The sequence below is a fragment of the Pseudoclavibacter sp. VKM Ac-2888 genome, from assembly GCF_015351285.1.
Classification (GTDB): domain Bacteria; phylum Actinomycetota; class Actinomycetes; order Actinomycetales; family Microbacteriaceae; genus Pseudoclavibacter.
Window position 1 is genome coordinate 593,513 of record NZ_JADKSM010000001.1, and the last position, 25,758, is coordinate 619,270.

Sequence of the window (25,758 nt, forward strand, 5' to 3'; positions counted from 1 at the left end):
CCCCCCCCCCCCCCCCCGGGCAATCCTTGCACCCAGGTCAAAACGTGGCACTTGGTATGAAGTGCCGCTCAGAGAGTAAGAAATTAACCGGATTTGCGAGCAATTTAGTGGCACGTTTTCGTTTTTTGGCACATAGCTGTCGCGAAACGGTAGGCCGGAGTGTGCGCAGGGTGATGACTCGGATGTGACGACGGGATCCGCGCCCCAGCGCTGCCCGGGCCTTGTATCGCGGCAGCTCATCGGAGGCTGCGAGAGGAGGACGCGAGGATCGAGCTGTTCCTCCGCGCGCTCAACCACGCACTGCGGCAGCCTCGCCCGTGCCACCCGACGAGCGTCAGGTGAGCGCCTGGAGGATCCTCACGAGCAGCAAGACGAGCGTCACGATCGTCCCGAGCACGGACACGCTCGCTGCGGCGATACCCAGGCGGCGCCCACGACCGCGCGGCACGATCGCGAACACCGCCATGATCGACGCGGCGAGCTGGAACGGCCAGCCGAGAATGAACACCGGCGGAATGCAGCTGAAGTAGAGGCCTGTCAAGGCGAGGAAGAGCGCGGCCAGCGCGAGGCGGGTACGGTCCGGGCCGGTGTCTCGCCTGGCCGTCGCGGGTTCGCCTCTCGCTGCATCCGAGACCGGGAGGTGAGTCGGGTAGGGATTGCCGGGCCGAAGGGCTTGCAGGGTGCGGATTCGATCGGCGTCGAGGGTGCCATCACGTGCCCGCGCAGCATCGCTCATCGCGAGTGCGTCGTTCCCGTGTCCCGCTGCCTCGTGCTGCATGATCGCCCAGGCGAAGAGAGCTCGCTCCAGCGGGGTCGACCGTGTCGCCGTGTCGACGGTCCACGCGAAGGTAGTGAGGAGCGCGATGCCGATGAGCGCGATGAGGACCGCGCCGCCCGGCTCATCCGGTTTGACGACGAGGAGGACGTAGCTGGCTGCAACGCTCCCGGCCCCGAGCAGCGCGGTCACGACGATCTGCGTGCCCCAGTACCCGTTGCCCGATCGGGGGCCCGCGACTTTGGTCATGGCGCGATCCTAGGCGGCTGACGCGGAGGGGCAGCTTTGCGGCCGCGCTCACAGGCACCAGGATTCTCGTCGAGCCAAGATACGTGGATGACCTTCCCGTTGTTCGGCCTCGTGCTCGGTGCCGTGGTGCTCGCGAGCGGTGTCCTGCTCCTCACCCCGCTCGGACGACGGCGTCGAACCGTCGTGACGGTCGCGATCGTCCTGTTGGCCGCGGGAGCCCTCGCCGGCCTGGAGATCACGACGATGCTCCTCGATATCGTCTTCACCTCGGATTGGCTTCCCGATCAGAGTTAGCGCGCGACAGCGGCGAGACCTAGAACACTGGGCGGTCTGCCGTGGACACGACAACGGCTGCGACCACGGCGAGAGCGGAGACTGCGCCAGACGCAGCCCAGGTCCACCGCGGCACGGTGCGCCGTGCGGCGACCAGGACCTGCGCGAGAAGCGCGAGCGCGGCGAGGGCGGTCACCACGGTCCCGACGATCGCTGGTTCGAACACCGCGGTCTGCTCCGTGGCGACTCCGCTGGCGCCAGGCGCGGAGTACCACGTCATGCCGATCTGGCTCGCCACGACCACCAGCGCAAGCGCAGCGGTCAGCAGCAAGCCGGACGCGAGAATGATGCGCTGAACGCGGGGCATGGCCTCAGTATGCAGATCTCTGTGGTCAGCGTGCAACGGCGCGCAGGGATCGACGTGAGCGCGTTCGCTCAGGCGCCGGCGTCTGCACGAGCGTCTCCTTCACCGTCCGGGCTAGCTCTGCCTCGGACCGCGAGGAACCAGACGATTCCGATGAGGATGCCGACCAGAACCCCGATGCCCAGTCCGATGGCCCAGCTGTCCAGGATCAGTGCGAGGGTGACGCCGATGAGGAGCCCGAGGGACATGCCGACGCTCATCTGCGTTGATCCGTTCGCGCCACTCCTGTTGCTTCCGCGTTCTGCGTTGTCCATGTCGTATCCCTTCGTCGCTCTCCAAGCTATGCGCTCCTCGCCAGCGTGCCTTCGCCTGCGAGGGGGAGATTGCTCAGCCCTCTGCCGGAGACGCTGCTCACCCACGAGACGGAGGTCAGTCGCACGCATCTGGCCGCGGCGAGGGCGCGTACTACTCTTATGCGTACCCCTCACCAGCAGGCTTCGCCGAGGTGCAGGTTCCGGACGGCGCCTACTGGGACGGCGCACTCGGCGAGTTCCTCCTGCCCTACGAAGCGGTGCGTGCATCCACTGACCCGGATGCGCTTCTTCATAGCTTCTTGACCGCAACGTACAACGCTGCGGCCACGCTCGCCGACTGGGAGAGCGTCAACCAGAACGCGTAACGTCGGGCGCCAGAGCGCCGTAGCACGGGCCAGCTGAGGAGCTCAGCGGCGGGATGCCTGCCCGCGCCGCTGGTTCCAGTAGCGATAGACGAGCTCGGGATACTCGGCCATGACGTCGACGTCGGCGACCAGCAGTTCAAGCCGGGCCTCGTAGCCATCAGGGGTCAGGCCGAGCCCTCGGATCTTCTCCAGCTTCGAGACGCTGCGCTCAGGATTCGCGGTCTCGAAGTCGAGGAGCGCCCTTGCTCGTGCGGTGATCATCTCCGCAGGATAGGTGACAACATAATCAAGGCTCAAGCTCTTGATTTCCGCCACCGTTTCGTGCATGCCGGGAACCGGCATTCAGCCCTAGCCGGATACGGGACGGACGCCGACGAACTGCATCCGGTCTTCGCCGTAGAAGCATGACTGCAGCGCGAAATCGCCCTGCAACCCGATGAGCGCCTCGGTCGTCTCCCAGTGCTTCGCCGTGTGCCGCACGTCGACGACCTCGAACGTGCCTGGTTGCCCTTCGACCTCGAACTGCGTGCCGACCTCCCAGTTCAAGACGATGTCGCCCCCGCAGTTGTTGTGCGCGGCGTAGACGGCTGGTACGCCGACGGTGTTCCGGTACGAGGTCATCTCAATGAAGGCCCCGTCGCACACGTCGAGTTCCGCCTGTCCGCCTTCGACACCGAGGCGCACCGCGGGAAGCTGCACCTCAGCCGCGACGTCGTTCACAGCAGCTTTGACCTGACCGTATCCGCGTTCAACCGTCGTCGGCGCGAAGAGCGACGCCGCCAGGACCGCCGCTCCAGCGAAGATGAGGGCCGTGCCGAGCACGCCGAGAACGACATTGCCGAGTGAGCGTCGCCGGCGTCGCTGCGGCGTCGCTCGTGCGTGGGCAGGCGGCACGGGCCGGGTGCTCGTCATGGACAGCGGTCTCCTCAAGGTCGGGCGATGCCGATTCTCCACCAGCACCTTATGGTCTCCGTGTGAACGGATGCGCGACCAGCCCGGGAGGGGCCCGTCACGCACTCATCTTCGTCTCGGCTGACATGCGTACGGTCGTTGTCATGTCAGATCAGCACGCGAACCCAGAGTCCGAGAACGACGCCGCCCTCGACGAGACCAACGAGCGGCTCGAAGCCGAGTCGATCCAGGGCCTCGGCACCGGCGAACCGAACCAGGAACGACCCGACCAGCCGCCGACGCAGGTCCGCGACGACGCAGCCCAGCACCGCGACGACACGATTCCGCCCGCCGGCGTCAACGGCTGAACGGTCTCACGCAAGGCCGGGTCCGCGATGGCGGGCCCGGCCTTCGTCGTCCTCAGACCAGGTGTCGCCGGCCGGCTTCACGCTCGGAGCTCAGTCCCCCGGAGGCTCCACGTCTGCGGGTGATTTGTCCGGCCTCCATCCTCGCCAGCTCGGTTGCCGGAGCCTTCCGCCAGCGGTCCACTCCGCGAATTCGACCTCCCCGACGAACACCGGACCCACCCAGACGGCACCCTTCGCGTCTGACGCCGGTATGTCCTCGAACGGCGAGGTCCCCCTCGTCTCCAACTCGAGCTTGCCGAGCGCGCGCTCCAGCTCTCGGTCGCTGAAGCCGGTGCCGACCCGGCCGACGTAGCGAAGCCCCTCTGCCCCTGGCACCCCCAGGAGCAGCGAACCGATGGCACCCGCCCGGCGTCCACGGCCCGGCCTCCACCCGCCGACGATCACCTCCTGGGACCTGTGGTGCTTGACCTTGACCCAGCTGTCTGAGCGCCGTCCCGGCCGGTAGACGCTCTCGAGACGCTTCGCCATGATGCCCTCGAGACCGAGCTCCGCACTGCTGGATAGGGCAAGTCGGGCGTCGCCCGTGATCGCCGGTGGCACCCGCAGGCCATGCGCTTCCCGCACGACCTCATCGAGCAGGGCACGGCGCTCGACGTACGGCCGACCAAGCAGGCTCTGGGAGTCGACCTCGAGCAGGTCGAACGCGAAGTACTCGACTGGCACGGCCTTCACGCCCTGTGCCACGTCCCTCGGCGATCGCAGGCCCATCCTCGCCTGCAGCCGACCGAAGTCCGGCTGTGCCCTGCGGTCGAGCGCCACGACCTCGCCATCCACGACCACCGACCGGCCCGACGTGCTCGCCCGAAGCGCTTCGACGACCTCCGGGTAGACCGCCGTCACGTCGTTGCCGTTCCTCGTGCGCAGACGGATGTCGTCCGGCTGCACGGTGGCGACGATACGGAGTCCGTCCCACTTCATCTCGAACGCCCACTCCTCCTCGTCCTCGAAGATGCCCTTCTCGCGAGGCGTTGCGAGCATGGGCGCTATCGAGCTCCCGGCACCACCTTCCTGCCCGGGGCCGTGGAACTTCGACTTCGGCGTCTTCGTCGAAGGGCTTCCTCGCTCCATCCGGTGCAGCAGCCAGGTGTCCTTCGCGTCGCTGCTCCCCCGTGTGCGGATGAGGGCCACCCGTGTCGGCTGGCCGAGTCCGCCCGAGGCCGCACCGTGGAGCGTGACGATGACCTCCTCGCCGTCCCGCCACTTCTCGAGCTCGTAGGTGCCGGAGTCCCAGAGGTGCACCTCGCCCGCCCCGTACTCGCCGCTCGGGATCGTCCCCTCGAACGTCGCGTATTCGAGCGGGTGGTCCTCGGTCTGCACCGCGAGGTGGTTCCGCGTGGTCTCGGGGGGTATGCCCTTCGGGACTGCCCAGGACACCAGCACGCCGTCGCGCTCGAGGCGGACGTCGTAGTGGAGCCGCCGCGCGTGGTGCTCCTGGATGACGAAGCTCCGCCCGTCCGAGGGGCGTGGGGCGGCCTCGGGCACGGGCTCGGTCGTCTTCGTGGCATCGCGCATCGATCGGTAGCGCAGCAGCCTGTCCTCCTGGCCCGCCTCGGCAACGGGTGCGAGTGGATCCGCGTGTGTGCGCATCCGCTCCAGCACCTCGGCGAACTCGAGCTGCCGAAGCCTGTTGGAGGCGAGCTCTCGCCACGTGCGCGGAGCGGCGACGGTCGGACGCGCGCGCCCGCGAAGCGAGTAGGGAGCGATCGTGGTCTTCGCGGCGCTGTTCTGGCTCCAGTCCACGAGCACCTTGCCTGTTCTCAGGGCCGTTCTCATCTCGCTCACGACGAGCTCGGGGTGGTCGGCCTCCAGGGCTCTCGCGAGCTCGTGCGCGACCTGCGATACCTGCTCGGAGGTGTGGGTTCCGTCGAGGGCCGTGTACAGGTGGATGCCCTTGCTGCCGCTGGTCACCGGGACCGGGTCGAGCCCCATGTCCCTCAGGATGCGGCGCGCGAGCCGCGCAACCTCGGCGCACTCCAGGAGCCCGGCGCCCTCCCCCGGATCCAGGTCGAGCACCATCCGGTCTGGGTTCAGAGCCGCGCCGTGAGCCGAGAAGCGCCACTGCGGCACGTGGAGCTCCAGCGCCGCGACCTGGGCGAGCCACGTCAGCGTCGCGACATCACGGACGATCGGATACTCGTTCCTGTGGTCCCGGTGATCGATCCCCTCCCGCGGCACCCAGTCCGGCGCGCTCGCCTCGAGATCCTTCTGGAAGAAGACCTTCCCGGGGTGCTCTGCCGTGCCGACGCCGTCCACCCACCGCTTCCGGGTCACCGGCCGCTGCCGGATGTGCGGAAGCATGAAGGGCGCGATCTCCGCGTAGTACGAGAGCACCTCCGCTTTTGTCGTGCCCGACTCGGGGTACAGCACCTTGTCGAGGTTCGTCAGGGTCACCCGGTGCCCCTCGACCACCACCGTCTGCTGGGACGTCGCCATCGGCCCAGGATGCACCCGACTCCTGAGTCGTGGAACGGCGAATACACAGCCTCGGCCCGGTTTGCGACGTGACTGGTCGGCTGTACTGGGCGCATGAGATCCATCTGGAAAGGCTCGATCGCCTTCGGCCTCGTCAATGTGCCCGTGAAGCTGTACAGCGCCACCGAGGACCACGACGTGCACCTGCACCAGGTCCATGACAAGGATGGCGGGCGCATCCGCTACCAGCGACGTTGCGAGGTCTGCGGGAAGGTCGTCGACTTCGAGCACATCGACAAGGCCTACGCCGAGGAGGACAGGACCGTCGTGCTCACGGAGGAGGACCTGAGCTCGCTGCCGGAAGAGCGCAGTCGTGAGATCGACGTCGTCGAGTTCGTGCCGAGCAGGCAGCTCGACCCGATCATGTTCGACCGCAGCTACTTCCTCGAACCCGATTCGAAGTCGGCGAAGGCGTACGTGCTGCTGCGCAAGACACTGGAGAAGACCGACAGGACCGCCATCGTGCACTTCTCGCTGCGGCAGAAGTCGCGGCTGGGCGCGCTTCGGACCCGAGGCGACGTGCTCATGCTGCAGTCCCTGCTCTGGGACGACGAGGTGCGCGAGGCGAAGTTCCCGGCCCTCGACGAACGCGTGAGGATCTCGGCGAAAGAGCTGAAGATGTCGGCGTCGCTGGTCGACTCGTTCGCGGCCGACTTCGCGCCGGATCGCTTCACCGACGACTACCAGGAGCAGCTGCAGCAGCTCATCGACGCGAAGCTCGCGGAGGGGGACGCCCTCGACACGGCGGCGACCTTCGGCGAGTCCGAGGATTCTGAACCAGGCGGCGAGGTGATCGACCTCATGGAGGCGCTTCGCAGGAGCATCGACAAGGGGAAGACGACACCTGCGAAGAAGGGCGTCGCGAACAAGACGAGGTCGAGCGCCGGAGCTCAGGGCAGGAGCGGCAAGAAGAAGGCGGGCGCGAAGAAGAACGCTGCCAGCAAGACGACTCCGAAGAAGTCCGCTCCCGCGAAGCAGGGAAAGACCAAGGCTGCGCCGAAGGCCGATGCTTCAGCTAAGCGCACGAAGGCCGGCTCAGCGACGCGCTCGAAGGCCGGGTAGACGGGCTGCCCCGTTCACCGGGTGTTCACGTGCGCGAAGTCGCTGGGCGAGACCGTGGCGATACGGTGACCGCGACCCGTCACAGACGCACGCCCAGGAGGACACCGTGACTCGAACTTGGCAGAAGCTCCTTGCGGTGGGAACCGCGTCGACCCTTGCTGGAGGCGGCCTGCTCGTTGCCGCCGCGCCCCCGACTTTCGCGGCTCCCAGCGGCACCGAGCTCGTCATCAACGAGGCGTACGGCGGCGGTGGCAACACGGGGTCGAGCTTCTCGAACGACTTCGTCGAGCTCTACAACCCGAGCGCTTCGGCGGTGAGCATCGAAGGCTGGTCCGTCCAGTACTTCTCCGCGAGCGGCAATCTCGGCGGAGTCGCCGAACTCTCGGGCGATGTGGCGCCTGGGAGTCACTATCTCCTCGCGCTGGCAGCCGGCAGCGCCAGCACCGGCGAGCTGCCGACCCCTGATTCGAGCGGCGACATCGCCATGGGCGCGCGTGGTGGCATCGTGGTTCTCGCGAGCACGACCGACGTGATCAGCCTTCCCGGAGCGGACGGCACAGGCGCGGCTGCAGTCGTTGATCTTGTCGGCTACGGCACCGCGAGCGTCTTCGAGGGCGCAGCTCCCGCGCCGGAACTCGACAATGCCCTGAGCACGCAGCGCGCGACGGCGGGGGTCGACACCGACCAGAACTCCGCCGATTTCGTCGCCGCGGCGCCGACACCAGAGAGCTCCGCGAACGGCTCGACCACCACCCCCGAGCCCACGGCGAGCTCGACCCCGACGGTGCCGCCAAGCACGGAGCTCGCGTCGATCGCGGAGATCCAGGGCACGGGCTCGGCGTCGCCGATGGTCGACCAGACGGTGACGACCGAGGGCATCGTCACCGCGGTCTACGCGGAAGGCGGACTCGGCGGCTTCAACATCCAGACCCGAGGCGCGACCGACCCGACCGCGCACACCGCCTCGACCGGCATCTTCGTCTACGGCCCGGCAGCCGCCGCCAACGTCAGGATCGGCGATCGAGTCGCGGTCATCGGACGGGTCGCTGAGCGGTTCGAGTCGACGCAGATCAGCGCAAGCGCTGTCGAGCAGCTCGAGCGCGGGCCTGCGGACGTCGTAGAGCCCCTCTCGATCGAGTGGCCGGAGACGGACGAGGAGCGGGAGCGCTTTGAGGGAATGCTCCTCGCCCCAGCTGGCACCTACCGAGTGGCAGACAACTACGCGCTCAACCAGTACGGAGAGATCGGGCTCTCCGTCGGCGAACGTCTGCTTGTGACGCCGACGGAGGCTGGGGCACCGGGCAGCCCAGAGGCGGTCGCGCAGGCGGAGTACAACGCCGCCAACAGCGTCATCCTCGATGACGGCGCATCGACTGACTTCCTCCGTCGAGAAGGTGGCGGCCTCATCAACGCCGACATCCCGCTCCCCTACCTGAGCATCGAGTCGCCCGTCACGATCGGTGCGACAGCGAACTTCACGCAGCCAGTCGTCGTGCACTACTCCTTCGACAGCTACCGCTTCCAGCCCACATCGACGCTCACGGGCAGCAACGGCGCACCAGCCACCTTCTCCGATGCCCGCGAGCCCGCTCCCGAGCTGGTCGGCGGCAGCCTCCAGCTGGGCACGTTCAACGTGCTCAACTACTTCACGAGCCTCGGCGTGGACTTCTGCGACCCGAGTGAGAGCTACACCGATCGGGATGGCAAGCCGGTGAGCGCCAACGGATGCCTCCCGCGCGGCGCTTGGGACGAGGCGAACCTCGCGAGGCAGGAAGCGAAGATCGTGGCCGCGATCAATCAGCTCGACGCCGACATCGTCGCGCTCGAGGAGATCGAGGACTCGTCGGATTTTGGCAAGGACCGCGACGCGGCGCTCATCGATCTCGTCACGGCGCTCAACACGGCGGCAGGCTCGGAGCGATGGGCCCACGTTCCACCCCCCGCCGAGGTGCCGTCCACGGGTGACGACGTCATCCGCACGGCGTTCATCTATCAGCCGGCCTCCGTCGAGGTGAGCCACCCCTCGAGCATCCTCGACGACCCGGCCTTCGCGAACGGTCGTGCGCCCCTCGCCCAGGCGTTCTCTGACCCAGCGACGGACACGGAGTTCGTCGTCGTCGCGAATCACTTCAAGTCGAAGGGCGGTTCAGGCGACGGCGACAATGCCAACAACGACGACGCCGTCGGACCCGCAGCAGCCGTCGGCGGTTGGAACGGTGACCGAACACGGCAGGCGCAGGCCCTCGTCCGCTTCACGGAGGCACAGCGCGCGGAGCACGGCACCGATCTGGTCTTCCTGACCGGCGACTTCAACAGCTACTCCCACGAGGCCCCCATGCGCGTGCTCGCAGATGCGGGCTTCACGAACCTGGGGGATGCGCGCAACCGCGCCGCTGGAGTGCCCGGCTCACCGGGTACCGAGTATTCGTACAGCTTCGGCGGCGCTGTCGGGTCGCTCGATCACATCCTGGCGAGCAACGCAGCGGAGGACGCGGTCACGGGCGCCGACGTCTGGACGATCAACGCCTACGAGCAGGTCGGCACGGAGTACAGCCGAAACAACTACAACCGCACACAGCTCTACTCGGGCGATGTGTACCGCTCCTCCGATCACAACCCGTTCCTCATCGGACTGGACTTCGCCGAAGAGCCGTCGCCGCAGCCGACGGCGGGTCCGACGAGCACGCCGGTCCCCTCCGAGCCGCAGTCGACCCCGACTCCGACTCCGACTCCGACTCCGAGCGATGCTGGTGGGCCCGGTGCGTTCGCGACGCCCGGCGCAGGTCCCACGGCCCCAGGCGCACACGGGGACAGCTCGGACGATGGCCCAGGCGCGGAAGCCCAGCAGCTCGCGAGCACCGGGGCCGATCTCGGCGCACTCCTGGCTGTCGGCGGTGGGGCGAGCCTGCTCGCGGGAGCATTCGCGCTGCTCCTGAGGCGGCGCAGGGCACGAGCCTGATCTGACAGACGGGCGCCCGCACGGTCGGGGCTCAGCACAAGAGCCGGCCGCAGTGCAGGGATGCACTGCGGCCGGCTCTCTGATGTCCGGGCCAGCGCCCGAGCGTCAGGTGCTCGGTGTACTGCCCGATTCGGCGGTGGGCGTCGGCTCACCGGTCGGTTGCGGCTCGTTGGGACCCTCGGTCGGCTCCGGAACGGGGGGATCCGTCGGCGCCGGTGTCTCTTCGGGCTCCGTCGGGGGCGTGCTGGCACCAGGACCGTCCGGGACAGGCTGGGCCGTCAGCGCCGGCGGTACCGGCTCCGACGGGCTGGGGGCCTGGGTGGGCTCGTCGTCTCCGGAATCATCCAGTGGAGGCTCCGGCGCGTTGGGGTCCTCGCCCTGCTGGGAGTTGACGGCGGCGCTGTGGGAGCTCTGAGCGGCGGTGCCCTGGCGCACGACGGACGCGATGCCGCTCGTGCGCGCACGGTCATCGGCGGCGTCATCCAGTTCGATGAGCGCAGCATCGTAGGCCGTGAGGATGTCCGCCGATGCGAGCGTCACCTGCAGGCGATGCTCACGCCCCAGCGCGAGCGTGCTCGTGGCCATACCGCCAACTGCGTTCTGGAGCGCCGTATACGCCGTCTGCAGCGAATCTGCCTCCGACGCCGTCGCGCTGAGTGCGTCCTTGACCTGCTTGAGGGCATCCTCCAGCGCAGTCTTCTGCGCAGATCCCACCCGCTCAGCAGGCAGGCTGGCGAGCGGCTGCGCGAGCATGTGCAGGTTCACGACGTCACTCGAGTTCGCCGTCGATGCGGCTACGCTCGTCGTCTCCGGGGCAGCAACCGTGTCGATCGGCTCGGCGACCTTGGCGCCCTGACCGCTCGAGACCGTCAGCGCAGCGACCACGGCACCCACGGCGATGACGCTCATGGTCGCCGCAGCGAGCTCACCAGGGCGCTTCTTCACGAACGCCAGTACGGCGTTCGAGGTCTCCCCGTTCGACATACGGCTCCTCCGAACACGATCTGCTCTCGCGCACAGAACGCGGACAGCTCCACCCAGGGTATGGGGATCTGCGCAAAAGTCGAAGTCAGACCTGCCCGCGAGTTCAGGAAACTCAGAGCCAGACGAAATGGACGAAGATCGAGATCGCGAGAATCGTCGTAGCGACGAGCGCGCACATGAGCTCGATGACCATGCCGAGGCCCAGCGCCTTCACTGCGGTCCAACTCGAGTCGAGGGCTGCGCGGAACTCCCGAACCCTCACGTACTCCGAGGCCACGAGACCGACGGCGAAGCCGATCGGAAGCCCGAACGCCGGCAGCACGAACAGCCCGACGATGCCGACGCCGAGCCCGATGAGCACGGAGCGATTCGGGACCTGCTTCTTGCGCAGGCCACGCCCCGTGAGCACCCAGCCGATGATCATGCCCGTGATGAGCAGAACGGCGCCGATCGCGAACGCAACCCAGACGGGCCAGGAGCCGGCGAAGATCGCCCAGACGAGGAAGCCGATGACGATCGTGATGCTGCCTGGCAGCACGGGAACGATGATGCCGACGATGCCGATGATGGCGAGGACCACGGCGACGATTGCTGCGATCACAGGTGCGCTCATGCCCTCAACCGTACCGGGTTGCCGAGTCCCATCCCTTGGGGGTGCGCTCGGGGTGATGAACGAGAACGGGGGCCGTGCATCCACAGGTGTGGATGCACGGCCCCCGAAGGCCGTCCGCGTGATCAGCGGGACAGCGCGTAGCCGGTCTCGCCGTGCACGACCACGTCGACGCCGGCCACTTCGTCCTCGTGGCGCACCCGGAAGCCGATGGTCTTCTGGATGACCCAGGCCACGAGGAAGCTCACTCCGAACGAGTAGAGGAGGACACCGAGGGAAGCGATGAGCTGGACGATGAGCTGCTCGAACCCGCCACCGGTGAAGAGACCGGTGTCGAAGGCGAACAGGCCGGGCCAGATGGAGCCGACGAGGCCGCCGACGAGGTGCAGGCCCACGACGTCGAGCGAGTCGTCGAAGCCGAGCTTGAACTTCAGCTCGATCGCGAAGGCGCACAGGACACCGGACACGAGGCCGAGCAGCAGCGCCCAGCCGGGCGTCAGCACGGCGCAGGCCGGTGTGATCGCGACCAGGCCGGCGATCGCGCCCGACGCGGCACCGATCGAGGTCGCCTTGCCGTTGCGCAGCTTCTCGACGATGATCCAGCCGAGGATACCCGCGGCGGGAGCTGCGATCGTGTTGATGAAGAGCAGTCCGGGTCCCGGGAACTCGGTGCCCTCGAGGTCGCCCCACGCCGCGCCGACGTTGAAGCCGAACCAGCCGAACCAGAGGATCGCGGTTCCGAGGAGGACAAGAGGAACGTTGTGGGGCTGCGTGATGCCCTTGCCGAAGCCGACGCGCTTGCCGAGGACAAGAGCGAGGGCCAGCGCGGCCGCTCCGGCGTTGATGTGCACCGCCGTGCCACCCGCGTAGTCGATGACCTCGACACCCTCGAAGCCGAGCTGCGCGCCGAGCTGCATGATCCAGCCACCGCCCCAGACCCAGGCAGCGACGGGGAAGTACACGAACGTCGCGAAGATGCCGGCGAAGAGCATCCAGGCACCGAACTTGGCTCGGTCTGCGATGGCTCCCGAGATGAGAGCAGTGGTGATGATGGCGAAGGTGCCGCCGTACGCCGCACCGGCGGTCGCGTTGCTGTCCTGGATCAGGTTGGTGAGCGCGAAGTCGGAGAGGGGGTCTCCCGCGAACTGGAAGAAGGAATCTCCCGAGACAGCCGACATGTTGTAGCCGTAGAGGATCCAGAGCACTGCGACTAGGCCGAGGGCCCCGAACGAGAGCATCATCATGCTCACGACGCTCTTTTCCTTCACCATGCCGCCGTAGAAGAGGGCGAGTCCTGGTGTCATGAAGAGCACAAGCGCTGCGCTGATCATCAGCCAGGCGGTTCCACCGGTATCCATTGCATCCTCGCTTTCGCCACCCGTGCTGCGACCTGGAGGCCGCGTCGTCGTGACACGGAGTGGGGAGATGCAATGAGTCTGCGCAAGGCGCGTGTCAGCGATGGGGCGGGACCGTTTCCATCATGTTTCGGAGCGGCCCGGTGTGTTACGAGTCTGTGTCGCGAGCGTCATCGCGCCACCGGAGGCGTGGCACGGGACGCGCCCGTCACACGGAGGCTGTCTGCTCCTGCGCGGTCGAGGCGATGAGCCTGGAGACGCAGCGCAGGTACTTCTTGCGGTAGCCGCCGTCGATCATCCCGCCGCCGAAGATCCGGTCGAGGGCGAGCCCAGATGCCGCGATGGGGATCTGCGCGTCATAGACGCGGTCGATGAAGGCGACGAACCGGAGGGCCTCGGCCTGGTCGGTCAGCTCGTGCACATCGCTGAGGGCGAGGAGGTCGATGTCCTCGACGAGCCGGACGTACTTGGATGGATGCACGGTGGCGAGGTGCTGCACGAGGTCGTCGAAGCCGTCGTACGCGACCGACTTGCCGTCTGCGACCGCGTCTTCCACCAGCGAGCCGAGGCGCTCCGGCGGCGTGACGGCGGCGTGGCCGGACATGTCGCGGCGCCGGTAGTCGGTTCCGTCGATGCGCAGGGTGTCGAAGACGTCGGCCAGCTTCGTGATCTCGCGAAGGAAGTCCGAGGCCGCGAAGCGACCCTCGCCCAGTGCGTTCGGCGGGGTGTTGCTCGTCGCGGCGATGCTCGTACCCGAGTCGACGAGCTCACCGAGGAGTCTGGACATGACCATCGTGTCGCCCGGGTCGTCGAGCTCGAACTCGTCGATGGCGATGAGGCTGGTGCCCCGCAGCGAGCGGACCGCCTCGGCATAGCCGAGAGCGCCCACGAGCGCGGTGTACTCGATGAAGGTGCCGAAGTACTTGCGTCCTGGGTGCGCGTGCCAGATCGAGGCGAGCAGGTGCGTCTTGCCGACGCCGAAGCCGCCGTCGAGATAGATGCCGGGCTTGACGGGCGGTGCCTTCTTGAGGAAGCCGAAGAGGCCCTTGCTCCCGGACGCGGGAGCTGCCTTCACTCCGGCGAAGCGCTCCCCCGCCTCAACGGCAGCGGCCTGGGACGGGTACTCGGGATCGGGTCGGTACGTGGCGAACTTGGCGGCGTCGAACTGCCTGGGAGGCACGAGGTCCTTCACCATCTCTGCCGCCGTGACGGTCGGTGAGAGTTCGGTCAGGTGCAGCAAGCGGCCTACGCCCACGGAGTCCTCGTACTTTCCAGTGAGTAATGCCCGGTGCGGGCTCCTGCAGATCCTACCGCCAGCCGCTCAGCTGCGCGTCGTCGGGGCACCTGCCCGGTACCGTGGTGGCATGCACGACGTCACGCTTCCGGAATCCCTCGATCTGCTCCGCGAGGAGCTGCTCGAGGTATCGCCCCGCGACCGCCTCGAGCTCCTCGCCGAGATCGGTGCAGAGCTCCCCGGCGTCGACCCGGGCGACACCGCGTCGTTCGAGCGCGTCATCGAGTGTCAGTCGCCCGTCTTCTTCGACGTCTCGTTGACCCCGGAGCGGCGTGTGCGCCTGCGCATCTCCGTTCCACCCGGCGCGCCGATGACACGGGGCTTCGCGGCTGCGCTTGTCCAGGGCGTGGATGGGCAGCAACCGGAGGCTCTCCTGGGGCTTCCCGAGGATCTCCCGGGCGCCCTCGGGCTCACGGATCTGGTCTCACCGCTGCGACGAAGCGGCATGGTGGCCCTGCAGGCGCGGGCGAAGCGCCAGCTGCTCGAGCTCCTCTCGGCGGACGGACGCTCCTAGAAGGTCGCCAGCCACTCGTCCAGCGACTGCTCCCATCTCCCGCTGTCGACGTTCCAGAGCCGCGTGTGCAGGGCCCGTTCGAACTCCCGATAGGTGACGAGGTCCGGGCGCCGCCTGGCGAGCTCCCGGCTCGCATCGACCGGCACAACCGTGTCGCCACTCGAGTGGAAGAGCAGGATGGGCACCGTCAGCTCGGCGAGCCGATCGAGGATCTCCAGCTTCGAGAGCGGAATCGGCGCTTCCAGGCCGAGGAGGGGCCGGGCGAGCGGGCTGCCGATGAGCCAGATGCCGAGTGCGGTCACGAATCGAGGGAGCCGCATGGCCGATCCCTGATAACGAAGGATCGATCGCCAGCTCAACGCCGGAGACTCGAGGAAGATGCCCGCGATGAGCTCCCGGTGTCGCGCGTTGAGGGCCGCCTGCATGACCGTGCCCCCGCCCATCGACCACCCAACGAGGATGATGCGCCGAGCACCCCTGGACACGGCCCAGTCCATCGCCGACTCGACGTCGCGCCACTCCGTGGCTCCCAGACCGAACTTGCCGTCTGGCGAGGGCGGCGCCAGAGCGTCGTTGCGGTAGCTCACGACGAGCGAGTTCCAGCCTCGACCGCGGAAGAGCGGAACGGCCCGGAGGGGCTCCGTCATGACCGCACCGCGACCGTGGACGTGGATCGCCCACGAGTCGCTGGCCTGAGCCGCGGGGATGAGCCAGGCTGGCATCGCACCGAGTGGCGTCTGCACATCGACCCAGCGCCAGGGCAGGTTGAGGTCCCGAACCCACAGCTGCGGCGCGGATGCCAGGCGCACGGACCGCACCCGCTCGAGCTGCGCGCCCTGCTCCCCCCAGAAGCGCCTCGTGACGGTGCGCTCTGACTCGTCGACCACTGCACCCACGTTGGCGCGACCCGTCTCTGCCGCGAAGACGAGGCTGTAGTGCCCGGGAGCGGCCGTCTCCGGCGTGCGCGCGAGCGTGACGGTGCCCGCCTGCTTGTCGACGCCGAGCAGGCGGACCGGATCCTTGCGGCGGCGCGGCGGGGTGACGACTGCGCGCGCGACCATGGTCGAGGCGGTCGCGACGACGGCCCCGAGTCCCACGACGAGAGCGCCGAGCGAGGCTGCGGCGAATTTCGTCGCCGACGACGACGACTCGGTTGAGGCACGTTTTGCGGCACACATCACGTCGATGATGACGCAACCCGGCCGTGAACACGCCGGACGGGCGACGTTCCGACACGGCGCGCCTGATCTGCGGAGCCCAGGGCCAGGCCTATTCTCGTCGCGTGGTTGTCCCGTTGCATCGATCCGCCCCGGAGTTCGAGGCCGCCGTAGAGGCGGTCCGTGCGGCCGAGTTCCGCTCTGCCCTCACGGTGAGTGAGATCCGCCCCCCGGCGAACCTGGCCCCCGAGTCGCTCGCCCTCTCCGGAGACGTGCGGCCTACTGCTCACGCGAGCGATTCCGAGCTCGGAACCGGCAGGTTCATCCTGCTGCACGACGAGAGCGAGCCAGAAGCCTGGCGCGGCGCCTTCCGCGTCGTGTGCTTCGCCCAGGCTCCCCTCGAACCCGAGATCGGCGTCGACCCCTTCCTCGCGCCCGTTGCCTGGTCGTGGCTCATGGATGCCCTCGAGTCCAGAGGCGCGGCCTTCGAGCACCCGTCCGGCACGGCGACGACCATCAACGGTCGAGGCTTCGGCGAGCTCGAAGACCAGGGCGAGGGCGCCCAGATCGAACTCCGAGCATCCTGGACCCCACGGGAGACGGACCTCGCGGCTCACGCGGAAGCCTGGGGCGAGCTGCTCTGCCTGCTGGCGGGCATGCCCCCGGAGACCGAGGCCGACGACGGAGTCCAGGTTCTCCAGCACTTGAGGAAGGCGAAAGATGGGGCTTGATGCCGACCGTCTGAAAGCTGGCGGACTGGAGGTGATCGAGACCGAAGCGCAGTTGCAGGCGGCACTTGATCGTCTCGCCGCCGGCACGGGACCCGTAGCCGTGGATGCGGAGCGCGCATCCGGATACCGATACTCGGAGCGCGCCTACCTGGTGCAGCTCTACCGGCGAGGGAGCGGCACGCTCCTCATCGATCCCATCGCGACGGGATCGCTCGCGCGGCTGCAGGAGATCATCGGCGACGAGGAGTGGATCTTCCACGCGGCGACACAGGATCTTCCGTGCCTCCGCGAGCTCGATCTCGACCCGAGCCTCATCTTCGACACCGAGCTCGCGGCGAGGCTCCTCGGGTACGAGCGAGTCGGGCTCGGCGCCGTCATCGAGCGCCTGCTCGGCATCTCGCTCGAGAAGGCGCACTCAGCCGCCGACTGGTCGACTCGCCCACTGCCGGAAACCTGGCTCGCGTACGCTGCGCTCGACGTGGAGCTGCTCATCGACGTCAGGGACCAGCTCCACCAGGAGCTCATCGACGCCGAGAAGCTCGATGCCGCCCGCGAGGAGTTCGCGGACATCCTCACTCGCGAGCTGGGGGTCAAGAAGCCGGACCCGTGGCGTCGGATCGGCGGCATCAGCCGGCTCCGCAGCCCGAGGGCCCTCGCTGTTGCGAGGGAGCTCTGGCTCTCTCGCGACGAGGCGGCGCGCGGTACCGACACCGCCCCTGGGCGACTCTTCCCGGACCGAGCGCTCGCAGCGGTCGCGACAGCCATGCCCCGCACTCGAGGCGAGCTGGCACGCTTGAAGGAATTCACCGGACGCGCATCCCGAACCCAGCTCGACCGCTGGTGGGGTGCCGTCGAGCGCGGCCTCACGACCGAGGAGCTGCCTCCGCAGGCGCCACGGGACCCGGACCGCATGCCGCACCACCGCCAGTGGGAGCAGCGCTCCCCCGAGGCGGACCGTCGGCTCAAGCTCGCGCGCGAGTTCCTCGTCGCCCACGCTGAGACCCTCCACATGCCGGTCGAGAACCTGCTCACGCCGGAGCTGCTGCGGCGAGCCGCCTGGGTCCCTCGCCAGCCTGTCTCCGCCGACGCCGTCGCCGAGCACCTGCGCGAGCTCGGCGCACGGGCCTGGCAGACCAGCGAGGTTGCACAGGGAATCGCCTCGGCTTTTGTAGAAGCTGACCAATTGACTTCCGTGCAGAACGACGAGGATTCGTAGCTTCACACGACGCATTGGCTTCCGATCAGGCGAGCATCCATAGGATGACCGAGTCAATAGATGCTTGGAGGCAGTGTGGCCAATCGAGAAGTGTTGTTCATCGACGGCGTTCGAACCCCATTCGGACGTGCGGGCGAGAAGGGCATGTACTGGAAGACCCGTGCGGATGACCTCGCAGTCAAGGCGATCAAGGGTCTCCTCGACCGGAACCCGCAGATCCCGCACGAACGCTACGACGACGTCGCCATCGCCGCGACGACCCAGCAGGGCGACCAGGGACTGACGCTCGGCCGATCCACGGCGATCCTCGCTGGACTTCCGAACACCGTTCCCGGCCTCGCCATCGACCGCATGTGCGCTGGCGCCATGACGGCCGTCACCACCATGGGGTCCGGCATCGGCTTCGGGGCCTACGACGTCACCATCGCCGGCGGCGTCGAGCACATGGGCAGGCACCCGCTCGGCATCGGCGCAGACCCCAACCCGCGCTTCGTCGCCGAGCAGCTCGTCAGCGGTGACGCCCTGAACATGGGCAAGACCGCCGAGCGACTCCACGATCGATTCCCGCAGCTCACACGCGAACGCAGCGACCGCTACGCGATGCGCAGCCAGCAGAAGGCCGCTGCCGCCTACGAGAACGGCCAGCTGCAGCCGGACCTCATCCCCGTCGCCATCGAATCCGAAGCGGGCTGGGGCCTCGCGACCCGCGACGAGACGCTCCGACCAGAGACGAACATGGCGACGCTCTCGACGCTGAAGACCCCGTTCCGCCCGCACGGCCGAGTGACGGCCGGAAATGCCAGCGGGCTCAACGACGGGGCCACGGCCGCCATCCTGGCCTCGAGCGCCGCCGCGAAGGAGTTCGGCCTCGCCCCGAAGATGCGCATGGTGACGTTCGCGTTCGCCGGAGTGCAGCCCGAGGTCATGGGTCTCGGGCCCGTGCCCTCGACCGAGAAGGCCCTCGACCGCGCCGGCATGACGATCGACGACATCGGACTCTTCGAGCTCAACGAGGCCTTCGCCGTCCAGGTGCTGTCGTTCCTCGACCACTACGGCATCGACGACGACGACCCCTCGGTCAACCCGTACGGTGGAGCCATTGCCATCGGGCATCCCCTTGCATCCTCAGGTGTCCGCCTCATGACGCAGCTCGCGAAGCAGTTCGAGGAGCACCCGGAAGTTCGCTTCGGCCTGACCGCGATGTGCGTCGGACTCGGACAGGGCGGCACGGTCATCTGGGAGAACCCGAACTGGAACGGCAAGTCGCACGCACGCCGAGGCTTCGGCAAGAAGGGACGCTGAGCACCATGGCAACCGATCTTCGAGCACGCTACGCTCCCCTGCTCGCCATGAGCACCGACGAGGTCGTGACGCACTCGCTCGTCCGTGACGTCACGCTGCCGAGCGGCCGCACGCTGGCCCTCATCACCCTCGACAACGGCCACGACTACACGCGCCCGAACACGCTCGGACCGGAGACGCTCGCCCAACTCGGCGAGGTCCTCTCCGGCCTGCGCGCCCGCGCCTCCTCCCATGACATCCATGCGGTTGCGATCACGGGCAAGCGCTTCAACTTCGCAGCCGGAGCTGATCTCTCCAACGTGGGATCGATCCCGAGCCGAGAGGTCGCGCTCCTCCTCGCGAGGCTCGGCCATGAGGTGCTCGGCTCCCTCGGCAAGCTCGGAGTACCCAGCTTCACGTTCTACAACGGACTCGCGCTCGGAGGCGGCGTCGAGATCGGGCTCAACTCCGACTACCGCACGGTCGACGCGACCGTTCCGGCATTCGCCCTGCCCGAGACCTTCCTCGGCCTCGTTCCGGGCTGGGGAGGCGCGAGCATCCTCCCGAATCTCATCGGCATCGAGAACGCCCTCAAGGTCATCATCGAGAATCCGCTCAAGCAGAACCGGATGCTCAAGGGACCCCAGGTGGCGGAGCTCGGCATCGCCGACGCGATCTTCCCGAGCTTGAACTTCCTGGAGGACTCGCTGGCCTGGGCCGACAAGGTCATCGGCGGAGACATCGAGGTCAAGCGGCCGAACGCTCCCGGACGCCTCGAGCGCCTCGCGAAGTGGGATCTCGCGATCAGCATCGCCAGGAAGTCGCTTGAGGAGAAGCTCGGCACCGTCGCGCTCGCTCCCTACCGCGCACTCGAGCTGCTGAAGCTCGCTAAGGGCGACGACCGGGAGAAGGGCTTCGCCGCGGAGGACGAGGCCCTGGCCGACCTCATCTCCGGCGACCAGTTCGTGGCCTCGATCTACGCCTTCAACCTGGTGCAGAAGCGTGCGAAGCGCCCCGCAGGCGCCCCGGACAAGGCCCTCGCTCGCCGCATCGACAAGGTCGGCGTCATCGGTGCCGGCCTCATGGCGACACAGTTCGCGACGCTCTTCGTGCGCCGCCTGAAGGTGCCGGTCGTCATCACCGATCTCGACCAGGCTCGCGTCGACACGGGAGTCGCGGCCATCCGGCGCGAGCTCGAGAAGCTGCACGAGAAGGGGCGGATCGAGAGCGACGAGTACGGCCGACTGATCGGCCTCGTCCACGGCACGACCGACCGGAGCGAGTTCGCGGACTGCGACTGGGTCATCGAGGCGGTCTTTGAGGAGCTGGGCGTCAAGCAGCAGGTCTTTGCGGACTTCGAGAAGATCGTGGGACCCGAGACCGTTCTCGCCACGAACACCTCCTCCCTCTCGGTCGCGGAGATCGGCGCTCAGCTCGAACACCCGGAGCGCCTCGTGGGCTTCCACTTCTTCAACCCCGTCGCGCAGATGCCGCTCATCGAGGTCGTGCGGACCGACAGCACCGACGACGCGACGTTGGCGACGGCGATGGCAACCGCGAAGAACCTCAAGAAGACCGCCGTCATCACCAGGGATGCGCCAGGATTCGTCGTGAACCGCGTCCTCGCCAAGGTCCTTGGCGAGGCCATGAACGCGGTCGACACCGGCACCTCGTTCGAGACCGTCGACCACGCGCTCGACAGGATCGGTCTCCCGATGACACCGTTCGAGCTGCTCGAGCTGGTGGGGCTCAAGGTCGGCGCCCACGTGCTCGACACGCATCACAAGGCGTTCCCTGACCGGTTCTTCGAGTCAGAGAACCTCCACAGGCTGGCCGACTACGGCAAGCTGTACGACCGTGACGGCAAGGGCCGCGTGAAGGGCTTCGACAAGAAGGCCGTGCAGATCGTCGCGGGGGGCAAGACGCCGATGACCGCCGCCTCGTTCGCCGACCGCGTCGAGGTCGGCCTCGCCGACGAGATCAAGCGGATGCTCGACGAGCAGGTCGTTGCGGGGCCGGAGGACATCGATCTGTGCCTCATCCTGGGAGCTGGCTACCCGTTCCAGGCGGGAGGCATCACGCCCTACCTCGACCGGGTCGGAGCCTCCCAGAAGGCGTTCGGAGGCACCTTCCATACGCCGCCGATCCGCGGAGCCGCGTCGCACTGACCCCGTCAGCTGACAACGAAGGCGCCTCCTAACCCGGAGCTCGGGTGAGGAGGCGCCTTCGTGTCGTGGGGTCGTCGTCAGTGCTTGGCGTGGTACTTGACAGGCTCTGGGAGCCCGGCCTCGGCGCGGATACGGCGCGAGAGCCGCTCGAGCGAGGTGAGCGCGGCGATGACATCGTCGGACGTCACCGCGAACGGCATATTGTGGATCGTCTCCCCCGCCACGGTCGCGGCCTCGGCGACGAGCCGCAGCTCGTGCTTGTCGTCGGTGGACAGCCCGATCTCCGTGAGCGTCGTCGGAAGTCCGAGCTTCGTGGTGAAGACGATGAAATCGCGGATCTCCTCCGCGGGAGCCCCCTCCAGGATGAGCTGAGCGATCGATCCGATGTTGACCTTCTCGCCGTGCTGCAGGCCATGCGTCTGCGGGGCGGCTGTCAGCCCGTTGTGGATCGCGTGGGCGGCAGCGAGCCCACCTGACTCGAAGCCGAGTCCCGAGAGCAGCGTGTTCGCCTCGATGGCGCGCTCGAGAGCCGGCGTCACCACGCCGTCCTCGACGGCGTCCAGCGCGGTCGCCGCGTTCTCCCAGAGGACATCCCAGCTGAGCTTCGCGAGGGCCGTTCCGGTCTGCGTGGGCAGCCCACCCGCCATCGTGCTCGCGTTGGAGCGGCTCGTCGCACGGGCCTCGAGCCAAGTGGCCAGCGCATCACCGAAACCAGCCACGAGGAACCGTGCGGGTGCATCCGCCACGAGCTGGGAGTCGACGAGCACGAGGTCAGGGTTGCGCGGGAAGAAGCGGTACTCCTCGAACTCCCCTGCCTCCGTGTAGATGACGGCGAGCGCCGAGGTCGGCGCGTCGGTGGATGCGACTGTCGGGACGCTCACCCATCGGACACCAGCGAGGTAGCCCGCGGCCTTCGCGGCGTCGATCGTGCTACCTCCACCGACGGCGACGATCACGTCGCTGCCGCTCGCCGTGATGACCTCGACGATGCGGTCGATCTCTCCCGAGGAGGCGACGCCGTTGAAGCGCTCGCGCGGGACCTCGGCCTCTCCTCCGGTGAACGAGGTCGAGAGGCGCTCCCCGAGGAGGTCCCAGACGAAGTCGTCCGCGAGCAGCAACGGGGTGGACCCGATCTGCGCGACGAACTCCCCGAGCCGTGCAAGTGCGCCCTTGCCCTGCACATAGCGGCCTGGGCTCAGTACGGTGCGGATGGGAATCTCAGTGCTCATGCGGAACTCCTTCGTCGTGGGAAATCGCTCCAACGGTATCGACCGGAGATGCACGCGCACAGCGCCCGTACTCAGCGAGGGAGGACGCGAATCGTGTACGACGCCGAAGGGCGGAGCCTCTCGGCTCCGCCCTTCGGTTCTGCGCTGCGCCCGCTACGCCGTGGCGAGCTGGCGGAGCACGTACTGCAGGATTCCGCCGTTGCGGTAGTAGTCGGCTTCACCGGGGGTGTCGATGCGGACGACAGCATCGAACTCGATCGTCTGCTTGCCCTCGGGCGAGTCAGAGGTGGGCTCAGCGATGACGTGCACTGTCTTGGGCGTGGAGCCCTCGTTGAGCTTCTCGATGCCCTCGATCGAGATCGACTCCGTGCCATCGAGGCCGAGCGATGCCCAGCTCTCGCCTGCCGGGAACTGCAGCGGGACGACACCCATGCCGATGAGGTTCGAGCGGTGGATGCGCTCGAAGCTCTCGACGATGACGGCGCGGACGCCGAGCAGGCTCGTGCCCTTGGCAGCCCAGTCGCGAGAAGAGCCGGAGCCGTACTCCTTGCCACCGAGGACGACCAGCGGCGTGCCGGACTCCGCGTAGTTCTGCGCGGCGTCGTAGATGAACGACTGCGGGCCGTCGGGCTGCGTGAAGTCACGCGTGTAGCCGCCCTCGACGCCGTCGAGGAGCTGGTTCTTGAGGCGGATATTCGCGAACGTTCCACGGATCATGATCTCGTGGTTGCCGCGACGCGAGCCGTAGGAGTTGAAGTCCTTGCGGCCGACGCCGTGCTCCGTCAGGTACTTTCCGGCGGGGCTGTCTGCCTTGATCGATCCAGCAGGGCTGATGTGGTCGGTCGTGACCGAGTCGCCGAGCTTGGCGAGCACACGCGCGCTCTTGATGTCGGTGACCGGCGTGAGCTCCATGACCATGCCATCGAAGTACGGGGGCTTCCGGACGTACGTCGACTGGTCATCCCACTCGAACGTGGCGCCGGTGGGCGTGGGGAGCGAGCGCCAGCGCTCGTCGCCGTCGAAGACCGCGCCGTACTCGCGCGTGAACATGTCCGTGTCGATGGACGTGTCGATCGTGGACTGCACCTCGTCTGCGGTCGGCCAGATCTCGCTGAGGAAGACGTCCTTGCCGTCGGAGTCCTTGCCGAGCGCCTGCGTCTCGAAGTCGAAGTCCATCGTTCCGGCGAGCGCGTAGGCGATGACCAGCGGCGGCGAAGCCAGGTAGTTCATCTTCACGTCGGGGTTGATGCGACCCTCGAAGTTGCGGTTTCCGGAGAGGACAGCGGTGACGGCGAGGTCGTTGTCGTTGATCGCCTCGGAGATCTCCTCGTTGAGGGGACCAGAGTTGCCGATGCACGTCGTGCAGCCGTATCCGACCGTGTAGAAGCCGAGCGCCTCGAGCGAGTCGGTGAGTCCGGCCTTCTCGTAGTAGTTCGTGACGACCTTCGAGCCGGGGGCGAGCGTGGTCTTGACCCACGGCTTCGCCTTCAGGCCGCGCTCGCTCGCCTTCTTGGCGAGAAGACCCGCCGCGAGCATGACCGACGGGTTGGAGGTGTTGGTGCAGCTCGTGATGGCCGCGATGGCGACCGAGCCGTGGTCGATCGTGTAGCTCTGGCCGTCAGCACCCTGCACCTGGACCGGCTTGCGGTCGTGCGAGAAGGTCGGCGCCGTCTGCTGCTCGCGGACGTCGGAGTCCTCGGAGGTCGGCGTGAGCTTGGCGGGGTCTGACGCCGGGAAGCTGTCCTCTCCGGCGACGTCGACGAGTCCGAAGTCTTCCGCCGTGTAGTCGTTGAGGTCGGCGCCGAACTGGCCCTTGGCCTTGGACAGCTCGATGCGGTCCTGCGGGCGGCGGGGGCCGGCGATCGACGGGACGACGGTCGAGAGGTCGAGCTCGAGGTACTCCGAGTAGGAGAGCTCCTTGCTCGGGTCGTGCCAGAGGTGCTGCTCCTTGGCGTACGCCTCGACGAGCTTGACCTGCTCCTCGCTGCGGCCCGTGAGGCGCAGGTAGCTGAGGGTCTCGTCGTCGATCGGGAACATGGCGGCCGTCGAGCCGAACTCGGGGCTCATGTTGCCGATCGTGGCGCGGTTGGCGAGCGGCACTGCGCCGACACCTTCGCCGTAGAACTCGACGAACTTGCCGACGACGCCGTGCTTGCGCAGGAGGTCGGTGATCGTGAGGACGACGTCGGTCGCGGTGACGCCCATGGGGATCTGGCCCTTGAGCTTGAAGCCGACGACCTTCGGGATGAGCATCGACACGGGCTGGCCGAGCATGGCCGCCTCTGCCTCGATGCCGCCGACGCCCCAGCCGAGCACGCCGAGTCCGTTGACCATCGTGGTGTGGGAGTCGGTGCCGACGAGGGTGTCCGGGTAGGCCTGCAGCACGCCGCCCACCTCGCGGACGAAGGTGACGCGCGCCAGGTACTCGATGTTGACCTGGTGGACGATGCCCGTTCCCGGGGGGACGACCTTGAAGTCCTCGAAGGCGGTCTGGCCCCAGCGGAGGAACTGGTAGCGCTCGCCGTTGCGCTGGTACTCGATCTCGACGTTGCGCTCGAGCGCGTCGGCCTGACCGAAGAGGTCGGCGATGACCGAGTGGTCGATGACGAGCTCAGCGGGAGCGAGCGGGTTGACCTTCTCGGGGTCACCGCCCAGCTGGGTCACGGCCTCGCGCATGGTGGCGAGGTCGACGATGCAGGGAACACCGGTGAAGTCCTGGAGGACGACACGCGCTGGCGAGAACTGGATCTCGGTGTCCGGGTCTGCCGAAGGCACCCACGAACCGAGCTTCTGGATCTGCTCTGCGGTCACATTCGCGCCGTCTTCGGTGCGGAGGAGGTTCTCGAGGAGAACCTTGAGGCTGAAGGGGAGTTTCTCGAACCCCTCAACCTTGTCGATGCGGAAGATCTCGTACTCGGTGCCGTCGACACTGAGCGTGTCTTTGGCTCCGAAGCTGTTGACTGCGGTCACGTCTCGGCTCCTTCTTTGCAACTCTGGGTGCGCGGCCCGCGCCCAGCAATCATCTCGCGTCTCGCCGTGGCTTGCCTCGAAGGTGATCCTGAGTTGA

General features: G+C 67.7%; 23 protein-coding genes. 10 read left to right on the top strand and 13 right to left on the bottom strand.

Annotated features, from left to right (window positions below; translation table 11 throughout):
- Window positions 1-334: 334 nt before the first annotated feature.
- Entirely contained in the window at window positions 335-1,024 is a 690-nt protein-coding gene (locus tag ITJ61_RS02780; protein ID WP_104306812.1) for a hypothetical protein, read from the bottom strand.
- Window positions 1,025-1,111: 87 nt separating this feature from the next.
- Here ITJ61_RS02780 and ITJ61_RS02785 point away from each other — a divergent pair, with 87 nt between their 5' ends.
- Window positions 1,112-1,318 carry a hypothetical protein gene (locus ITJ61_RS02785; RefSeq protein ID WP_104241325.1) on the top strand — a complete coding sequence of 69 codons (207 nt, stop codon included), beginning with the start codon at window positions 1,112-1,114 and terminating at the stop codon, window positions 1,316-1,318.
- Window positions 1,319-1,337: 19 nt separating this feature from the next.
- On the opposite strand, the gene ITJ61_RS02790 is transcribed toward ITJ61_RS02785, so the two are convergent.
- Entirely contained in the window at window positions 1,338-1,664 is a 327-nt protein-coding gene (locus ITJ61_RS02790; RefSeq protein WP_104341010.1) for a hypothetical protein, read from the bottom strand.
- Between the two features lie 68 nt (window positions 1,665-1,732).
- Window positions 1,733-1,975, bottom strand: a complete 243-nt coding sequence (locus ITJ61_RS02795; RefSeq protein WP_104241327.1) for a hypothetical protein — start codon at window positions 1,973-1,975, stop codon at window positions 1,733-1,735.
- On the opposite strand from ITJ61_RS02795, the gene ITJ61_RS19675 reads away from it, so the two are divergent.
- Window positions 1,927-2,340 (top strand): DUF5996 family protein, encoded by a 414-nt coding sequence (locus tag ITJ61_RS19675; protein WP_219819627.1) that lies wholly within the window; start codon window positions 1,927-1,929, stop codon window positions 2,338-2,340. The genes ITJ61_RS02795 and ITJ61_RS19675 overlap by 49 nt on opposite strands.
- A 42-nt stretch (window positions 2,341-2,382) precedes the next feature.
- Here ITJ61_RS19675 and ITJ61_RS02805 read toward each other — a convergent pair whose 3' ends face one another.
- Both ITJ61_RS02805 and ITJ61_RS02810 read right to left on the bottom strand, forming a co-directional pair.
- A complete protein-coding gene (locus ITJ61_RS02805; RefSeq protein WP_104241328.1) occupies window positions 2,383-2,601 on the bottom strand; it encodes a DUF3263 domain-containing protein in 219 nt (72 codons plus the stop codon).
- A gap of 87 nt (window positions 2,602-2,688) precedes the next feature.
- Complete coding sequence (locus ITJ61_RS02810; RefSeq protein WP_104241329.1) at window positions 2,689-3,252, bottom strand: hypothetical protein; 564 nt, start codon at window positions 3,250-3,252, stop codon at window positions 2,689-2,691.
- A gap of 143 nt (window positions 3,253-3,395) precedes the next feature.
- Here ITJ61_RS02810 and ITJ61_RS02815 point away from each other — a divergent pair, with 143 nt between their 5' ends.
- Entirely contained in the window at window positions 3,396-3,599 is a 204-nt protein-coding gene (locus ITJ61_RS02815) for a hypothetical protein (protein WP_146080211.1), read from the top strand.
- 90 nt (window positions 3,600-3,689) lie between these two features.
- Here the strand turns inward: ITJ61_RS02815 and ITJ61_RS02820 are convergent, their stop codons facing one another.
- Window positions 3,690-6,092, bottom strand: a complete 2,403-nt coding sequence (locus tag ITJ61_RS02820) for an ATP-dependent DNA ligase (protein ID WP_104306817.1) — start codon at window positions 6,090-6,092, stop codon at window positions 3,690-3,692.
- A 93-nt stretch (window positions 6,093-6,185) separates the two neighbouring features.
- Between ITJ61_RS02820 and ITJ61_RS02825 the strand changes: the two genes are divergently transcribed.
- Together ITJ61_RS02825 and ITJ61_RS02830 are read left to right on the top strand one after the other, a co-directional pair.
- A complete protein-coding gene (locus ITJ61_RS02825; protein WP_104241332.1) occupies window positions 6,186-7,193 on the top strand; it encodes a Ku protein in 1,008 nt (335 codons plus the stop codon).
- 106 nt (window positions 7,194-7,299) lie between these two features.
- Window positions 7,300-10,152: an ExeM/NucH family extracellular endonuclease gene (locus ITJ61_RS02830; RefSeq protein ID WP_194685372.1), complete on the top strand. Its 2,853-nt coding sequence runs from the start codon at window positions 7,300-7,302 to the stop codon at window positions 10,150-10,152.
- Between the two features lie 105 nt (window positions 10,153-10,257).
- Here ITJ61_RS02830 and ITJ61_RS02835 read toward each other — a convergent pair whose 3' ends face one another.
- The 4 genes from ITJ61_RS02835 to zapE form a co-directional block, all read right to left on the bottom strand.
- Window positions 10,258-11,136, bottom strand: coding sequence for a hypothetical protein (locus tag ITJ61_RS02835; protein ID WP_104306819.1), 879 nt, complete (start codon window positions 11,134-11,136; stop codon window positions 10,258-10,260).
- A gap of 112 nt (window positions 11,137-11,248) precedes the next feature.
- Window positions 11,249-11,749: a DUF456 domain-containing protein gene (locus tag ITJ61_RS02840; RefSeq protein WP_104306820.1), complete on the bottom strand. Its 501-nt coding sequence runs from the start codon at window positions 11,747-11,749 to the stop codon at window positions 11,249-11,251.
- A gap of 122 nt (window positions 11,750-11,871) precedes the next feature.
- Window positions 11,872-13,104, bottom strand: a complete 1,233-nt coding sequence (locus ITJ61_RS02845; protein ID WP_104241336.1) for an ammonium transporter — start codon at window positions 13,102-13,104, stop codon at window positions 11,872-11,874.
- Between the two features lie 205 nt (window positions 13,105-13,309).
- Window positions 13,310-14,296 (bottom strand): cell division protein ZapE, encoded by a 987-nt coding sequence (zapE, locus tag ITJ61_RS02850; RefSeq protein WP_104242065.1) that lies wholly within the window; start codon window positions 14,294-14,296, stop codon window positions 13,310-13,312.
- 169 nt (window positions 14,297-14,465) lie between these two features.
- Between zapE and ITJ61_RS02855 the strand changes: the two genes are divergently transcribed.
- Window positions 14,466-14,909 carry a SufE family protein gene (locus ITJ61_RS02855; RefSeq protein ID WP_104241337.1) on the top strand — a complete coding sequence of 148 codons (444 nt, stop codon included), beginning with the start codon at window positions 14,466-14,468 and terminating at the stop codon, window positions 14,907-14,909.
- Here the strand turns inward: ITJ61_RS02855 and ITJ61_RS02860 are convergent.
- Entirely contained in the window at window positions 14,906-16,087 is a 1,182-nt protein-coding gene (locus ITJ61_RS02860) for an alpha/beta hydrolase (protein ID WP_104241338.1), read from the bottom strand. The two genes, ITJ61_RS02855 and ITJ61_RS02860, sit on opposite strands and share 4 nt — an antisense overlap.
- A gap of 104 nt (window positions 16,088-16,191) precedes the next feature.
- On the opposite strand from ITJ61_RS02860, the gene ITJ61_RS02865 reads away from it, so the two are divergent.
- The 4 genes from ITJ61_RS02865 to ITJ61_RS02880 all read left to right on the top strand — a co-directional run bounded on the left by ITJ61_RS02865 (window position 16,192) and on the right by ITJ61_RS02880 (window position 21,462).
- Window positions 16,192-16,797: a DUF3000 domain-containing protein gene (locus tag ITJ61_RS02865; protein WP_104241339.1), complete on the top strand. Its 606-nt coding sequence runs from the start codon at window positions 16,192-16,194 to the stop codon at window positions 16,795-16,797.
- Complete coding sequence (locus ITJ61_RS02870) at window positions 16,787-18,013, top strand: ribonuclease D (RefSeq protein ID WP_194685373.1); 1,227 nt, start codon at window positions 16,787-16,789, stop codon at window positions 18,011-18,013. Before ITJ61_RS02865 ends, ITJ61_RS02870 begins: the two co-directional genes overlap by 11 nt.
- A gap of 75 nt (window positions 18,014-18,088) precedes the next feature.
- Window positions 18,089-19,315 carry a thiolase family protein gene (locus ITJ61_RS02875; protein WP_258063782.1) on the top strand — a complete coding sequence of 409 codons (1,227 nt, stop codon included), beginning with the start codon at window positions 18,089-18,091 and terminating at the stop codon, window positions 19,313-19,315.
- A gap of 5 nt (window positions 19,316-19,320) precedes the next feature.
- The gene (locus ITJ61_RS02880; RefSeq protein WP_104241342.1) at window positions 19,321-21,462 is read left to right on the top strand and encodes a 3-hydroxyacyl-CoA dehydrogenase NAD-binding domain-containing protein; all 2,142 of its coding nucleotides are present in this window, start codon (window positions 19,321-19,323) and stop codon (window positions 21,460-21,462) included.
- 77 nt (window positions 21,463-21,539) lie between these two features.
- Here ITJ61_RS02880 and ITJ61_RS02885 read toward each other — a convergent pair whose 3' ends face one another.
- Together ITJ61_RS02885 and acnA are read right to left on the bottom strand one after the other, a co-directional pair.
- Window positions 21,540-22,691 carry a glycerol dehydrogenase gene (locus ITJ61_RS02885; RefSeq protein ID WP_194685374.1) on the bottom strand — a complete coding sequence of 384 codons (1,152 nt, stop codon included), beginning with the start codon at window positions 22,689-22,691 and terminating at the stop codon, window positions 21,540-21,542.
- 153 nt (window positions 22,692-22,844) lie between these two features.
- Complete coding sequence (gene acnA / locus ITJ61_RS02890; protein ID WP_104241344.1) at window positions 22,845-25,661, bottom strand: aconitate hydratase AcnA; 2,817 nt, start codon at window positions 25,659-25,661, stop codon at window positions 22,845-22,847.
- Between the last annotated feature and the right edge of the window lie 97 nt (window positions 25,662-25,758).